This window comes from Parabacteroides faecalis (assembly GCF_022809355.1).
Lineage (GTDB): Bacteria > Bacteroidota > Bacteroidia > Bacteroidales > Tannerellaceae > Parabacteroides > Parabacteroides faecalis.
In genome coordinates this window covers 48,697-64,469 of record NZ_JAKZMM010000015.1, presented here as the reverse complement: position 1 = coordinate 64,469, position 15,773 = coordinate 48,697, and the positions used below count along the sequence as shown (strand labels likewise).

General features: G+C 42.9%; 13 protein-coding genes and 1 tRNA gene. 8 read left to right on the top strand and 6 right to left on the bottom strand.

Going from position 1 to position 15,773, the window contains the following annotated elements; genetic code table 11:
* Positions 1-143: 143 nt before the first annotated feature.
* Positions 144-1,043, top strand: a complete 900-nt coding sequence (locus MUN53_RS07745; RefSeq protein WP_243324517.1) for a PfkB family carbohydrate kinase — start codon at positions 144-146, stop codon at positions 1,041-1,043.
* Positions 1,044-1,152: 109 nt separating this feature from the next.
* Here the strand turns inward: MUN53_RS07745 and proS are convergent, their stop codons facing one another.
* The 4 genes from proS to queC all read right to left on the bottom strand — a co-directional run bounded on the left by proS (position 1,153) and on the right by queC (position 4,932).
* Positions 1,153-2,634, bottom strand: coding sequence for a proline--tRNA ligase (gene proS, locus MUN53_RS07740; protein ID WP_022456388.1), 1,482 nt, complete (start codon positions 2,632-2,634; stop codon positions 1,153-1,155).
* 208 nt (positions 2,635-2,842) lie between these two features.
* Positions 2,843-3,652 (bottom strand): 3-keto-disaccharide hydrolase, encoded by an 810-nt coding sequence (locus tag MUN53_RS07735; RefSeq protein WP_243324514.1) that lies wholly within the window; start codon positions 3,650-3,652, stop codon positions 2,843-2,845.
* 127 nt (positions 3,653-3,779) lie between these two features.
* Positions 3,780-4,247: a preQ(1) synthase gene (gene queF, locus MUN53_RS07730; protein WP_243324512.1), complete on the bottom strand. Its 468-nt coding sequence runs from the start codon at positions 4,245-4,247 to the stop codon at positions 3,780-3,782.
* A gap of 4 nt (positions 4,248-4,251) precedes the next feature.
* A complete protein-coding gene (queC, locus tag MUN53_RS07725) occupies positions 4,252-4,932 on the bottom strand; it encodes a 7-cyano-7-deazaguanine synthase QueC (protein ID WP_022456391.1) in 681 nt (226 codons plus the stop codon).
* A 252-nt stretch (positions 4,933-5,184) separates the two neighbouring features.
* Here queC and MUN53_RS07720 point away from each other — a divergent pair, with 252 nt between their 5' ends.
* From MUN53_RS07720 to MUN53_RS07710, 3 genes are all read left to right on the top strand, one after another.
* The gene (locus tag MUN53_RS07720) at positions 5,185-6,624 is read left to right on the top strand and encodes an OmpP1/FadL family transporter (RefSeq protein WP_243324510.1); all 1,440 of its coding nucleotides are present in this window, start codon (positions 5,185-5,187) and stop codon (positions 6,622-6,624) included.
* 218 nt (positions 6,625-6,842) lie between these two features.
* Positions 6,843-7,217, top strand: a complete 375-nt coding sequence (locus MUN53_RS07715) for a BlaI/MecI/CopY family transcriptional regulator (RefSeq protein WP_243324508.1) — start codon at positions 6,843-6,845, stop codon at positions 7,215-7,217.
* 13 nt (positions 7,218-7,230) lie between these two features.
* Positions 7,231-8,550, top strand: a complete 1,320-nt coding sequence (locus MUN53_RS07710; protein ID WP_243324506.1) for a M56 family metallopeptidase — start codon at positions 7,231-7,233, stop codon at positions 8,548-8,550.
* 434 nt (positions 8,551-8,984) lie between these two features.
* Here the strand turns inward: MUN53_RS07710 and MUN53_RS07705 are convergent, their stop codons facing one another.
* On the bottom strand, positions 8,985-9,794 hold the full coding sequence (locus MUN53_RS07705) for a hypothetical protein (RefSeq protein ID WP_243324504.1): 810 nt from the start codon (positions 9,792-9,794) through the stop codon (positions 8,985-8,987).
* Positions 9,795-10,143: 349 nt separating this feature from the next.
* On the opposite strand from MUN53_RS07705, the gene MUN53_RS07700 reads away from it, so the two are divergent.
* The gene (locus MUN53_RS07700) at positions 10,144-10,542 is read left to right on the top strand and encodes an FKBP-type peptidyl-prolyl cis-trans isomerase (protein WP_243324502.1); all 399 of its coding nucleotides are present in this window, start codon (positions 10,144-10,146) and stop codon (positions 10,540-10,542) included.
* A gap of 71 nt (positions 10,543-10,613) precedes the next feature.
* Here MUN53_RS07700 and pncB read toward each other — a convergent pair whose 3' ends face one another.
* Positions 10,614-11,780 (bottom strand): nicotinate phosphoribosyltransferase, encoded by a 1,167-nt coding sequence (gene pncB / locus MUN53_RS07695; RefSeq protein ID WP_243324498.1) that lies wholly within the window; start codon positions 11,778-11,780, stop codon positions 10,614-10,616.
* A gap of 179 nt (positions 11,781-11,959) precedes the next feature.
* Here pncB and MUN53_RS07690 point away from each other — a divergent pair.
* The 3 genes from MUN53_RS07690 to MUN53_RS07680 all read left to right on the top strand — a co-directional run bounded on the left by MUN53_RS07690 (position 11,960) and on the right by MUN53_RS07680 (position 15,723).
* Positions 11,960-12,043, top strand: a tRNA-Leu gene (locus MUN53_RS07690).
* Positions 12,044-12,179: 136 nt separating this feature from the next.
* Positions 12,180-13,862, top strand: coding sequence for a M23 family metallopeptidase (locus MUN53_RS07685; protein ID WP_243324497.1), 1,683 nt, complete (start codon positions 12,180-12,182; stop codon positions 13,860-13,862).
* Positions 13,863-13,974: 112 nt separating this feature from the next.
* Complete coding sequence (locus MUN53_RS07680) at positions 13,975-15,723, top strand: phospho-sugar mutase (protein WP_022456399.1); 1,749 nt, start codon at positions 13,975-13,977, stop codon at positions 15,721-15,723.
* Positions 15,724-15,773 lie beyond the last annotated feature (50 nt).

Genomic DNA, 15,773 nt, shown 5'->3' with positions numbered 1-15,773 from the left:
AGCGTGACCAACAGAGATTATAATAGTTGTTTTATCGATTGTTTTGTTTCTTAAAGGGGAAAGAGGACGTTGAGAAACGCCCTCTTTTTTTGTCGTTTATAATTCTTTTTCTACTTTTGCGTCTATGTAATAAATATGACAAAATGAATACACACGAACTTTGCTGCATCGGGCACATTACGCACGACAAGATTGTCACTCCCAAAAGAACAGCGCACATGCCCGGTGGTACATCATTTTATTTTTCTCATGCCATCAAACAATTTGACGACATTGATTATGCCCTAATCACGGCTTTGGGAGAAGAGGATATGCATGTGGTTGATGAAATGCGCCGATTGGGTTTGCAAGTCGAGGTAATGCCTAGCCGCCAATCTGTTTATTTCGAGAATATCTATGGAGAAAATCAAGATAATCGCACACAGCGTGTTTTAGCCAAAGCAGATCCGTTCACCGTAGATTATCTGCAAAACATCGAAGCCCATATTTTCCATTTGGGAAGTTTGCTGGCCGATGACTTTTCGCTTGAAGTAGTGAAATATCTGTCAGGAAAAGGAAAACTGTCTATTGATTCACAAGGGTATTTACGCGAGGTGCGCGGAACAGATGTGTTTGCCGTTGACTGGCAACAGAAACATGAATTCCTGAAGTATGCCACTTTCCTGAAAGCCAACGAGCAGGAAATGTATTCGCTTACCGGATACAACGACGTTGAAAAAGCAGCCAAGGAGCTTCATAGCTGGGGCGTCAAAGAAGTGTTGCTGACATTGGGTAGTAATGGATCGGTTATCTACGACGGAGAACAGTTCCATCTTATTCCAGCCTATAAACCGACAGAAATTGTAGACGCGACAGGTTGCGGCGATACGTATATGACCGGTTATCTGTACTGCCGTGCCAAAAACAAGAGTATCGATGAAGCCGGACGTTTTGCGGCAGCCATTTCGACCCTGAAGATTGAAGCCATGGGACCTTTTGCCGGTACGCGCGCAGACATCGAACGCTGCATGCAAGAAGCCGAACAGACATTTCCCAGCCTATAACCATCCGGGAATAATCCATACAACTGAATAACAGAACAGCCTGTGAAACCATCTTGATGATAAGTTTCACAGGCTGTTTGGTTTTATAGAAGTCGATTGACTGACTACATTAATAAGCGCGTGCGAACAAAACGCGGCGGGCAGAAGGTTTTCCGGTTACCATACATTTACCCGGAGTCATATCACCTTCCAAAGGCAGACAACGGATGGTTGCCTTGGTTTCGTTCTTGATCAGTTCTTCTGTTTCCGGAGTTCCGTCCCAATGAGCCATGATAAAGTATCCCTGTTCGATCTTTTCCTTGAACTCATCATACGAATCAACCGTAATAGTCCGTTCTTCACGACGCTTCAACGCCTTCTGGAAGATATTCTTCTGGATTTCTTCCAGCAAGTTCTGTACATAAGTTTCTATGCCATCGCAAGAGATCGTTTCTTTTTCCAGTGTATCACGACGCATGACTTCGATCGTATTGTTTTCCAAATCACGACCACCCATAGCCAAACGTACCGGAACACCCTTCAATTCATAATTGGCAAACTTCCATCCCGGCTTACGATTGTCGGCATCGTCAAACTTAACAGAGATACCCAGCTTCTTCAAGTTAGCCACGATACCATCTACTTTCTGACGGATCTGATTCAACTGTTCTTCGCTACGATAAATCGGAATAATAACTACCTGGATCGGAGCCAGATGCGGAGGCAATACCAAACCATTATCATCAGAGTGAGACATGATCAAGGCACCGATCAGACGTGTAGAAACACCCCATGAAGTTGCCCAGGCATAATCAGTCTTACCTTCCTTATCTACGAAAGTCACATCAAAAGCCTTTCCGAAGTTCTGTCCCAAGAAATGAGAAGTACCAGCCTGCAAAGCCTTTCCGTCTTGCATCATTGCTTCGATGGTATAAGTATCCAAAGCTCCAGCAAAACGTTCGCTTTCTGATTTAACACCACGGATCACCGGCATAGCCATATAATTCTCGGCAAAATCAGCATAGACACCTTGCATCTTCTTGGCTTCTATTTCTGCTTCTTCGCGGGTAGCGTGAGCGGTATGTCCTTCCTGCCACAAGAATTCGGCTGTACGCAAGAACAGACGAGTACGCATTTCCCAACGCATCACATTAGCCCACTGGTTACACAAAATAGGCAGATCACGATAAGACTGAATCCAGTTACGATAGGTATTCCAGATAATTGTTTCTGAAGTCGGACGGATAATCAGTTCTTCTTCCAGTTTGGCTTCCGGATCAACCACTACACCTGTTCCGTCATGGTTGGTTTTCAGACGATAGTGAGTAACCACAGCACATTCTTTTGCGAAACCTTCTACGTGTTCGGCTTCCTTGCTCAAAAATGATTTCGGGATCAACAACGGGAAGTAAGCATTCACATGTCCTGTTTCTTTGAATTTATCATCCAGGATACGCTGCATCTTTTCCCAGATTGCATACCCATAAGGCTTGATGACCATACAACCGCGTACTGCAGAGTTTTCAGCCAAGTCGGCCTTGATTACCAAATCCTGATACCACTGTGAATAATTTTCACTTCTCGGAGTCAGTTCTTTCAGTTCTTTTGCCATTTTATATTCTATTTATTGTATTATTCTTGTCATTCAGCCTGCAAAGTTATAAAATATATCGCAGAAACCATACCCGTAACCAGAGCTTTTACGAAGTAACTGCTTCAATCCTGGCAGAGACACACAAAAGGCACAAACAGGCTCACCTTTACAGCAGCCCATTTGTGCCTTCTTTTCTTTACTGTCTTATCCTAAAGTTAGATTTTCCTTATAATTCGCGAATCCAGATATTCCGGAAACTGATCGGTTCGCTCGGATCGCCATGGCTTTGCAGGATGATCGGGCCGGCACCGTGTGCCTTAACCTGTGGGAAACCAATCCATTCAGTCGTTCCCAAAATAGTTGTATTGTTTTGCAGCACAACACCGTTATGAATAACCGTTACCGTCGGATGTGTCCGATAACTGCCGTCTTTCTTGAAAGTCGGGGCGTTGTAGATAATATCGTATACGTTCCATTCACCCGGTTTACGCATGGCATTGGCCAGCGGAATCGACTGTTTATAAATACTTCCCGTCTGACCGTTCACATAAGTAGGATTGTTGTAGCAGTCCAGAATCTGAACTTCATACAAACCTTGCAAAAAGACACCACTATTTCCTCTCAACTGGCTTTCGCCCGTGATGTTTTCCGGAACACACCATTCAATATGCAGCTGGAAGCTATCAAACTTCTGCTTTGTCTGAATATCTCCTTTTTTCTTATTAACCGTGAAGACACCGTCGTGTACATCCCATTCGGCCGGTCCACCTTTCACACTTTCCCATTGGGAAAGATCTTTTCCGTCAAACAAAACAACAGCATCCGACGGAGCAGTAAAACCACCACCTTTCAATTCGGTACCCGGAGTAACAACGGGCGGAACAGGTTCATAAAACTCAGACATTTCATGCGTGATTCCTGCATAACCGGTAGGCATGACAAACTCTTGTTTCTTGTCTTGTGCTTGAGCACTCAAGCAGGCAGCACAGGCGAACGCTGCCAACATCATTCTTACAGTAAGTTTTTTTCCATTCATGGTAAATAAAGATTTTGTATAGCACTAATTAATGAGCACAAATATAGACTTTTTATCTAATAAGTGTACAAAATAGGGGAATATTTATCACTATTTAAATATTCCCCTACGATTCAACTGAAGACTGTTATTTTATCTGATGATTAAACAGACGTTGTTCTGCCAACTGTTCAAATTTAGTACCCGGACGACCGTAGTTACAATAAGGATAAATACTGATTCCTCCGCGAGGTGTAAAAATACCAGTTACCTCAATGTACTTCGGATCCATCAGTTTGATCAGATCTTTCATGATCTTATTAACGCAATCTTCATGAAAATCCCCGTGATTCCGGTAACTGAACAAGTATAACTTCAAACTCTTGCTTTCAACCATTTTCACATCGGGAATATAGTCAATGTAGATGGTAGCAAAATCCGGCTGGCCAGTAATCGGGCACAGACTGGTAAATTCCGGACAGTTAAAATGAACCCAATAATCATTTTCCTGATGTTTGTTCGTGAAGGCTTCCAATACTTCCGGTGCATAATCCTGACGATATACCGTATTTCCTCCCAATAAATGTAATTCGTGCTCTTCTTTTCTCGTATCCATCTGATTAATCATTAAGATGTTTTCCTGCTTTTCTTTCCAAATACTTCTCCAGTCCGGCCTTTCTCAACCGGCAAGCCGGGCAATGACCGCAACCATCAGCCATCACTCCGTTATAACAAGTCAATGTCTGGGTACGTACCAGGTCGAACACACCCAGTTCGTCCGACAGTTCCCAAACTTCACTCTTGTCACGGTCCATCAACGGCGTATGAATCACAAACTGATCATCCATAGCCAGATTAAGCGTCACATTCAAAGAACGGATAAACGTATCCCGACAATCCGGATAACCACTGAAATCAGCCTCCGAAACTCCGGTTACCAAATGATGAATTCCTTTACTTCGAGCCAAAATAGCCACGAAAGTCAGAAAAACCATGTTTCGCCCCGGAACAAACGTATTCGGATACGTCTCTGCCGGCTTTACCTGATCCATCTCGATCTGATCGTTCACCAACGAACAGTTCGGATCCAGCTGACTAATCAATGAAACATCTAATAAATGGAAGGGAACTTGGGCATCCGCAGCGATCTTCCGGGCTACTTCTACTTCCAATGCGTGTTTCTGCCCATACGTAAAACACACAGCCTCGACATGCGAGAAATGCTTTTTGGCCCAAAACAGACAAGTGGTAGAATCTTGTCCGCCGGAAAAGCATACCATTGCAGCTTCTTTTTTCTTCATAAAATTCTTGTTTTTAATACGTGGTTTAGCAAGCACACGGAAAAGAAAACGATTCTTTTCGGAGGACAAAGATATAAAGTTTTAGGAAATAATGCCGGCTAGACAAGCTATAAACCAAGATTTTTGCACACAAATCCATATTTTGTGCCGCACATTTTCGGTCAAAATGTGCATATATTCAAAAAAGTCACTTATCTTTGCCCCCGTTTTTCACGAATGAGGAACATTTTTACAAACTAATAACATATTTTTATGAAGCAGATTATCGCATTAGCTAGCCTTGCCCTGTTGCCTTTTTCACAGGTAGCAGCCGAAGGTTTTCAAGTAAATGCCCAAAGTACAAAACAGGCCGGCATGGGTCATGTGGGTGCAGCCTTAAAACTAGGCGCAGAAAGTATGCATTTCAATCCGGCAGGTCTGGTTTATATGAACAACGCCGTTGAATTATCTGCCGGCGTCTCCGGAGTATTTGCCTATGCTAAGTGCCAGACAGGAAACGAAACCTATAAAACGGACAACACGCCAAGTACACCTCTTTACATCAACGCAGGTTTCAAGATTTATGATAACTTAGCTGCGGGTATTATGATCAATACACCGTATGGTAGTAGTATCAACTGGGGAAATGACTGGGCCGGAGCTCATCTGGTGCAGGACATTGCCTTGAAAGCATTTAATGTACAGCCTACTATCTCATGGAAAATCATGGATCGGTTAAGTGTAGGTGCCGGTTTGATGATGGAGTTTGGTAACATTACCCTTAACCGTGCATTGATCGGTCCGGGTGCCATGACCAATATGGCCAACAGCATGATGGGACCGGTTTTGGAAAAATATCCGATGTTCAAGCCGATGGTTGAACCGATCCTGACCGAAATGCAACGTTATGACGATGCTTCAGCAGCTTCAGTTTCTTTGGAAGGAAAAGCCGGATTACGTTTAGGCTTTAATGTAGGTGCGATGTTCGATATCAACGATAAATTTACAGTAGGTCTCTCCTATCGTTCCAAAGTAACAGCTAAAGTAAAAGAAGGAGACATCAGCTTGCGTTATGCCAACAAAGAACACCTGGAAGCTTTATTGGGTAATGTCAATAAATTACTTCAGACAGCAGCAGCCATGGGTATTCCGAACTTACCGGAAAACGGAATCAACGTACCTCCTCTGGAAAGCGGTACTTTCTCTGCCGAACTGCCTTTGCCCGACAACTGGAATGTAGGTTTGACCTATCGCCCAACTGATCGTTGGACTGTTTCCGGAGAAGTTCAGTTCGTAGGATGGAATGCCTATAAATCTCTGGATGTTTATTTTGAACCGGATGCAGAGCTGGGACAGTATAACATCAAAGCTGCCAAAGAATATAAGAACACTCGTATTTATCGTATCGGTACACAATTTGCAGCTACCAACCGGTTGGATGTTCGCTTCGGAGCGTATTATGATGAATCTCCGGTAAAAGACGAATACCTGAATCCGGAAACACCTAGTATGGATAAATTGGGTATCACTGCCGGATTAAGCTTCCGCCCGATCGAACCGCTGTCTGTTGATTTTGCTTTCTCGTATGTAACTGGCTTCGGTCGCGACGGCTCTTATACCGATACAGACTTATTAGGTCTGCCGCGTACCTTCAGTGGTCACTATGATGCCTATGCATTAATGCCAGCCATCGGAATTTCATACAATTTCTAATATAAAACTGTACGTCTTATCAGGGCAAACAAAAGGGTAACTTGCTACAAGTTGCCCTTTTTACGTTAATCCTATTTTTATATTCTACTGATTTTCTTTTATTTATAATCATTCTTTCTAACAACCGTCCATCAAACTAAAACCTTTAGTTTATATTAACTATAAAAATTAGTTCACAAACTATATTTTCTCGTTATTTGCAGAAAAAGAGAAAAGACATGAAAGGATTAACAGCAAAAGAAGAAGAAATCATGGGATTCTTCTGGGAGAAAGGTCCCTTGTTCGTCAAGGAAATACTGGCGTTCTACGATGATCCGAAGCCGCATTTCAATACGTTATCGACTATTGTGAGAGGATTGGAAGAAAAAGGATATCTGGCACACGAAGCTTTCGGGAATACATACCGGTATTTTGCGGCTGTCACGCAAGATGAATTCCGATCCAAAACACTCAAGGGTGTGATCAGTAAATACTTCAATAACTCCTACCTCAGCGCTGTTTCTACGCTGGTCAAGAAAGAAGAAATTTCGATAGAAGAATTGAAACAGCTTATTCAGGAAGTGGAAAACGCTCATCGCACATCTAACCCTTAAAATAATTCATACCATGGGAGTTTTTATTGCGTATATGATTAAATCCGGCTTCTGCTTGCTGCTGTTCTACCTATTATATAAATGGCAACTGGCAAAAGAAACTTTTTTCCGACTAAACCGGATCATGCTGCTTGGCTTTTGGATATTGGCATTCCTATTACCGGCCATTCCGTTAGTCAACTGGGGAAATACGGATTTACCGGCAGGGTTGGATGTAAACAGGCCGGAAATCTTGAATTCACTGACGAACATTTCTCTTTCTGCGGAAACCAATACCGATCATCAAGCCTTCATTTGGACTTGGCTGATCTGTACTGGATATATAGTAGGTGTTGTCTTGATCGCAAGTAAACAGCTTGTTTCGTGGACCCGACTTTATTTACTCATCCGGCGAGGGCGGCATATTGAAAACGGGCCTTTTCATCTGATTCTGATCGAAGGGAATCAACCTCCATTCAGTTGGATGCATTACATCGTCTTGTCAGAAAAGGATTACCGGGAAAATCCGACGGAAATCTTAACGCACGAGATGGCGCACATCCGGCATCACCATTCATGGGATCTGTTATTGGCAGATATTGGTATTCTGCTGCAATGGTTTAATCCGGCTGCCTGGCTACTCAAACAGGAAATGCAGTCGGTACACGAATACGAAGCCGATGATGCCGTGCTTGCCGCCGGGGTCGATGCCAAGTCCTATCAGTTATTGCTTATTAAAAAAGCTGTCGGCACCAGTCGCTACACTATGGCCAACAGCTTTAATCACAGTTCACTTAAAAAACGTATCACTATGATGTTAAAAGAAAAATCAAGCCCGCAAGCTCGTGCGAAGTACATCTATATACTTCCACTGGCAGCCTTATCGGTGATGGCATTTGCCCGTCCCGAAGTATCAGACGCATCAGCCGTCTTAACAAAAGCCAAAGTTACAGATTTGTGGACAATTCCGCAAGAAAAAACTCCGGAAGTGAAAGCGCAGTTCCCGGGCGGAGAAAAAGCTTTTTTAAATTTTCTGGCCCGCAACGTAAAATATCCGACACTCGCGCTGGAAGCTGGTAAACAAGGTCGTGTTGCATGCCTCGCAACTATTGGGGTAGACGGAACAATAAAAGAGGTTGAAATCACCAAGAGTGTGGATCCAGCATTAGATGCAGAGGTAATCCGTGTCATTAAAAAGACACCGAAATGGGAACCGGCGCAACTCGCCGGAAAAACTGTTGAATCAAAAATTCCTTTAGGCTTCTTATTCAAAGTTGAAGGTAGTGATTTACAAACAGAATCTGATACCGATATCGTTATTGTGGGATATGGACCTCAACCCAAAGAGAAATAAAAACAACGTTGCTACGGCAAACGGGCAATCGGATTGAAAACTCATTTTTATTGATATGATTTGATTGCTCTCTCTCTGTTGTGCAAATTCGCTACTGCTCTGTTCCGAGTTTGCACAACTTTTTATAGATCTTATTTATATATAAATTATTCTTTTAAATATACTTTACTTGCAGGAAACTACACATCCCTTGTTGAATTCAACAGGTGGCTTTGTCGGAATCAACATACCCTTTGCTGAAAACAACTACCTTTCCCCCTAAAAACGGCAGTGTCTGCAACCAGCAAAGGGCATTATCACCGTGAAAACCTACATTATTACCGTAAAAGCCCGAATTATCACCGTGCAAACTCCCATTATGTCAATAAAAACGGCAATTATCACAGCAAAAAACCGTAATAAGTACAGCTAAAAGCCACCCATGATAATAACTTTTATTTGAGTGGCGAAGAGTATTTTATCATATAGCTGTTTAAACTATTGATAAAAATCGAGTAATCATGGTGAAAGCGGTCTCGCGTCAGGAAATAATTGAATAAATTCTTCGGTTTGCATACCTTTTCCAGTACTTCGTCACAATAAGCAATAAAAGCCTGATGAATCGATTCGAACCCATAACGGGTTTCCAGATCCAGAAAACCTTGCTTCTGCTGGTTCGTCAATACCACTGTTGTCGGATGTAGCTTACGGGTCGGCTTTATATCCAGCTTTCCATTATTATACATTTCCCGCCGTTCGTTTAATGTCTCTTCCAGCATCACCCGGATTTCTTCAATCCGTTTTTCCTCCTGATTTTTCTTGGGCTTTTCCTTAACTGCCGAAGGACATAGAGCTTTAAACTCCTCATCGGCATGATATTCCATATAAGCACGCATCGCCTCGAATAACGTCGATTTTTCTCGAACCAACTTGACCAACACCTCTTCTTCGGCTAGTTTCGGGAAATTCACATAAAAATAACGGATCTGTCCTTCCGAATTCGGCATCTTGTCAACATAGGTTTGCAGAAACCCCATTTCCTCAAACTTCTTGATGATTGCCTCATAACGGGTCCGTTTCACACGAGTCTCCTTCTCGATTCGTTTTTGGGAATAAAAGAATCTTTTATAATGAAATGATATGGCCTTCACAACCAAAGAATCAAAAATAATCAATTCGTCGGGCGTTAACAAATAATCATGTACGCGTAATACATTCGTACAAAGAGGACAAATTGGCGCATCATCTGTTTCTTGAGCTTTCATAGTTACTTATTTTTAATTAAACAATATGTAAAAATAAAAACAATTTTATAGACAGCCAATTATTTGAGGAAGAAAAATGTTGTAATAACCAAAAAAATTCATGCCTAAGAAATCTTCAAAACACGCCGGCTTTTTTATCATTCACGCCGGCTTTTCATCAAAAGACGCCGGCTTTTCAGGAAAAAGCTTATAGGTTTGAAAAAGGATTCCCGAGGGTTTTAAAAAGGATTCCTATGGGTTTCGATTTCGATCCTCGTGAGTTTCGTTTCAAAAGTAAATAAAAAGAATTTCCTGCTGCTGATTTCCGGAAAATCCGTTAATTTTATCCCGCAAACAATCATATATTATCATGGGTAAAAAAGAATATATACAAGCCAATCAGGAATGGCTGGCGGCGAAAGCGCAGGAAGAAGGGGTGAAACCGCTTCCGAAAGGAATTTATTACAAAGTGCTGGCGACTGGAAAGAATGACGGGAAACATCCTACGCCCCGAAGCATCGTTACGGCGCATTATACCGGATGGACCATCAACGGAAAGAAGTTCGACAGTAGCCGGGGCGGCACACCGATTGCTTTCCGTCTGAGCGATCTGATTGAAGGATGGATTATTGCCATGCAACAGATGTGTGTCGGCGACAAATGGGAAATCTATCTTCCGGCAGAAATGGGATACGGGAAATTCTCGCAACCGGGCATTCCCGGAGGTTCAACCCTCATTTTTGAAATCGAGTTAGTAGGCATTGCCTGAAAGGGGAAATAATATTTTCCCCACTTATTTCCCCTGACAGACAATCGGGATTGTTTCTATCCCACCTGATATTATTTTAATCCCAGTTCATACAGACAGGCTTCCACTTCGCGGTCACTACCCATGTGTTTGCCCATATCGTCAGAAAGCTTCACGCATTCGCGCCACGGCTGATTTACATTCATCTTGCAACGGGCCAGCTTCATCACGACATTCGATGGCTTATAACCGGCATCGTTGGTCAGATTCGTTCCGATACCAAAAGCACAGCGAATCTTTCCCTTGCAATATTGCTGAATGCGCAGCGCCTTTTCAAAATCAAGCGCATTACTGAAGATAATGGTCTTCGTTGTCGAGTCAATACCAAAATCCCGATAACGGCTTACCAGTTCATCCACAAAAGCAAACTCATCACCCGAATCACAGCGAACACCGTCAAACAACTTCGCCTGCTTACGACTCAAATTCGTCAGAAATGACTCCGACGTATACGTATCTGCCAAGGCTGTTCCCAAATCGCCGTCGTACACATTCACCCAGTTTTCGAGCGCCATATAATTGGCATGCTTGTAACCAAACTGGGCTCCGTGGAACATAAACCACTCGTGTGGATGCGTTCCCATCATTTTCATGTTGTATTTCATGGCGAAATGGCAATTGGAAGTTCCCGTACAATAAAAAGAGTTTTCGTTCAGATAATTGATCACAGCATCCTGAACTCCCAGCGAAAAACGGCGGCGCGTACCAAACTCGGAAAACGAAATCTGATGCTTGTTCGACAGTTCTACCTTTTCAAACAGCTTAGCCAGTACCTGATCCTTGTCGGCCACATTTCCCAAAGTCAGATTCTGCAATTCTGTGACAATTGCCAGCAAAGGCACTTCATAAAGCGTTACCTTATATAAATAATCGGTCACCTCAATATGAAGGTGTTTTTCATCGTCCAGATAAATCTGAACCTTTTCAGGATCAAAGCGAAACGACGAAAGCCACTCCCAATAAACACGAGGCACAAAGCGGCAATGCGAACACATATACTCCAATTCGTCAGTACGCAACTGCACGTTGGCCAAATCATGTACTTCAGCTTTCAAACGGGAAAGGAACTCATCCGAGCAGATGGTTTCGTCGCGATCTTTAAAAACAAATGTACCCCAGGCATTTGGAAACAATTTCACGTATGCGTATGAGGTCGTAAATTTATATAAATCCGTATCTAAAAGACTATTTATAATCATAATCCACTGAAATTTCTTTTCTTTTTGTAAAAATACATCAAGTTTCTTTATCCGTGTATCTTTTCCCATAAAAAACATGTTGGAAATAAAAAAAGCTACCCAAAACATTTGCATGTTTGAATAAAAGCATTACCTTTGCAGCGCATTTGAGAGAAAATGCAATAGAAAAGTAACATGTTGCCCAGGTGGCGGAATTGGTAGACGCGCTCGTTTCAGGTGCGAGTGGCTTTGCGGTCGTGCAGGTTCGAGTCCTGTTCTGGGCACAGAAAGGTTGATTCAAAAGAATCAACCTTTTTTATTTTCCACCTTTCCTAAATCACCATACACCGGATTCCTCTCTTCGAGGTATGAACAAAATGGCAAAAAATCCGTAAGTTTGTCGGCAAAAAAACAAAACACATGATGTATAAACGCTATTTCATTCTGCTGTTATTAGGTTATACAACGCTTGGATGGAGCCAGGAAAAATGGCGTAATCCGCTGGAGTTTCCTTTATATCTGGCCGGTAATTTCGGCGAATTACGAGCCAATCACTTTCATTCGGGTATTGACATGAAAACGCAAGGAGTAACCGGCAAAGCCGTTCATGCCGTTCAGGAAGGCTATGTCTCCCGTGTATCCGTCAGTCCCTGGGGATATGGAAATGCATTATATTTATCTCATCCCGACGGAACTACGACCGTTTACGGACATCTGGATCATTTCATTCCCAAGATAGCCGATTATATCCGCCAGCAGCAATACAAACTCGAACGTTTCCAGGTAGATTTAACCCTCACGCCCGATCAGATTCCGGTGAAAGAAGGAGAAATCGTTGCATACAGTGGAAATACCGGAAGTTCAGGCGGCCCGCATGTTCACTTTGAAATCCGGGATACAGAAACAGAAGAAGTAATGGATCCCCTACCTTATTATAAACACCTGATCAAAGACAACAAGCCGCCCAAATTCGCAGGCATTCTGATTTGTCCGCAACCGGGAAGCGGCATTGTCAACGGAAAGACAGGCAAGACAGAACTGAAGGTTACGTATGATGCTAAACAACGGCCGATAGTCAATGCCAAAATCACAGCCTGGGGAAAAATCGGCTTTGCCATCAAAGCCAACGACTACATGAACGAAACCAGCAATGTATATGGAGTCCGGCAGATCAAACTGACGGAAGGGAAACAAACCCTCTTCCTTTCCGACCTGGATCGTTTTGCCTTCTCAGAAACCCGTTATCTGAACAGCCTCATCGACTATTCATACTGGAGCAAGCATCGTTCTTTTTATACCAAATGTTTTATCGACCCAGGCAACCGGTTGCGCTTTCTTTCTGCCAAGAACCGAGGGATCATCGATATTGAGGAAGAAAAGACATACACCTTTACCTTTACAATTACCGATGATTTCGGTAACCAAAGCCGGATGAATCTGCAAGTAGTCGGAAAGAAACAGGCGATTCCCGCATCCAAAGATCAGGGAACAGAGTTATTCCACTGGCATTGCAGCAATCAATTCGGAGCCAAAGGAATCCGGTTATTTATACCCAAGGGAAATTTATACACCGACCTGGACTTTGTTTATCGAGTCAAAGAAGAAGTCGGCCGACTGGCAGACATCCACATTTTGCATAACGAACCGGTTCCACTCCACGAAAAGGCCAAATTGTCTTTACGGATTTTACGTGATACGTTAGAACACAAGAACCAGTACGGTATCGTACAATGGAAAGGAAAACGGGGAGCATGGATCGGCGGCACTTACCGGAATGGCTGGATAGACGGAAATATCCGCGAACTGGGAACTTATACCGTTTCGGCTGATACGGTGGCTCCGAATATCAAACCCATCCAACCGGAGCAGTGGAACCGGAAGCGCATCATCCGTTTCCAACTGACCGACAATTTGAGTGGTGTTGATACCTACAAAGGAACCATCGACGGAAAATTCGTTCTCTTCCAGATGAACAACCGTTCCGTTATCAGTTGCCAGCTCAATCAGGAACAAATCAAACGAGGCGACAAGCATCAGTTACATCTGGTCGTTACGGATGCCTGCGGAAACCGCTCGGAATATAACTATTCCTTTGCCTGGTAAAGAAATAGATACACTTTTTTACGAAAAAGATTGGAATTGACTGAAAAATCACTACATTTGTTAGTCTATAATTTTATGGAAACATTTCAATCAAAATAACATTGTGCAAGACATGGAAAACAATGAATTATTACAAGCAGTAAGAAGTAAGGCACAAGGTTGGCTTACTGACAGTTATGACGCTGAAACAAAAGCAGCTGTACAAGCATTATTAGACAAAGAAGATCCTACAGATCTGATCGAAGCGTTCTACAAGGATCTGGAATTCGGAACAGGTGGTCTGCGCGGTATCATGGGCGTAGGTTCTAACCGGATGAACATCTATACAGTGGGTGCAGCCACTCAGGGTTTATCCAACTATCTGAAGCAAGAATTTGCGGATCTGGATCAGATTAAAGTCGTTATCGGTCACGATTGCCGTAATAACAGCCGTAAATTTGCTGAAATATCAGCTGATATCTTCTCAGCCAATGGTATCAAGGTATATCTGTTCGAAAGTCTGCGTCCGACACCGGAAATGTCATACGCCATCCGTAAAATGGGATGCCAGAGCGGTATTATCCTGACGGCTTCACACAATCCGAAAGAATACAACGGATATAAGGCTTATTGGAGCGACGGAGCCCAGATGATTTCTCCGCATGACAAAAATACAATCGCCGAAGTGAATAAGATCCGTTCGGCAGCAGATATCAAATTCAAAGGTAATAAGGATTTGATTGAAATCATCGGTGAAGAAATTGACAGTGCATTCGTTAATGACTTGACGAAGATTTCATTGTCAAAAGAAGCTATTCAGCGTCATCATGACATGAAGATCGTCTATACACCGATCCATGGAACAGGTGTGAAACTGATCCCGCGTGCTTTGGCAGCATTTGGTTTCACCAATATTATCCATGTACCAGAACAAGATGTTGTCAGTGGAGACTTCCCGACTGTTGTTTCTCCGAACCCAGAAGAACCGGCAGCTTTGTCTATGGCAGTTGAGAAAGCCAAGGAAACAGATGCCGAACTGGTATTGGCTTCTGACCCGGATGCTGACCGTGTAGGTGCTGCAGTTAAGAACAATGAAGGCGAATGGGTATTGCTGAACGGTAACCAGACTGCATTGATGTTCGTTTATTATCTGATCACCCGCTGGAAAGAATTAGGCAAGATCCAAGGTAAAGAATATATCGTCAAGACGATTGTAACAACAGAAACAATCAAGACTATTGCCGATCGCAACGGTGTTGGTTTCTATGATGTTTATACCGGATTCAAATGGATTGCCAACGTCATGAAACAGAACGAAGGTAAACTGAACTATATCGGTGGCGGTGAAGAAAGTTACGGATTCTTGTGCGAAGATTTCGTACGTGATAAAGATGCCGTTTCAGCTTGTGCCGTATTGGCTGAAATCGCAGCTTGGGCGAAAGACCAAGGCATGTCAATGTATCAGTTGCTGCAGAAGATCTATGTTGAATATGGATTCTCGAAAGAAAAAGGTATTTCTGTTGTGAAGAAAGGTAAGAGCGGTGCTGAAGAAATCGAAGCAATGATGAAACATTTCCGCGAAAACCCGTTGAAGGAAATCGCCGGTTCTAAAGTAACTTATTTCTACGACTATTCAACATTGAAAGGAATCGACTATCTGGAAAACGAAACACTGACACTGGATATGCCGGTTACTTCGAATGTTCTGCAGTTCTTCACCGAAGACGGAACCAAGGTTTCTATCCGTCCTTCCGGAACAGAACCGAAGATCAAGTTCTACTGCGAAGTACATTCTAAAGTAAACAGCGTAGAAGAATTGGATGCAGCCGATAAAGCCGCCACAGAAAAGATTGAAGCCATCAAAGCTTCTTTAGGTATCTGATAACCAAAGTTCATCTCTTATAAAGCAAAGCCGGGAGTTCTTCTTCCGGC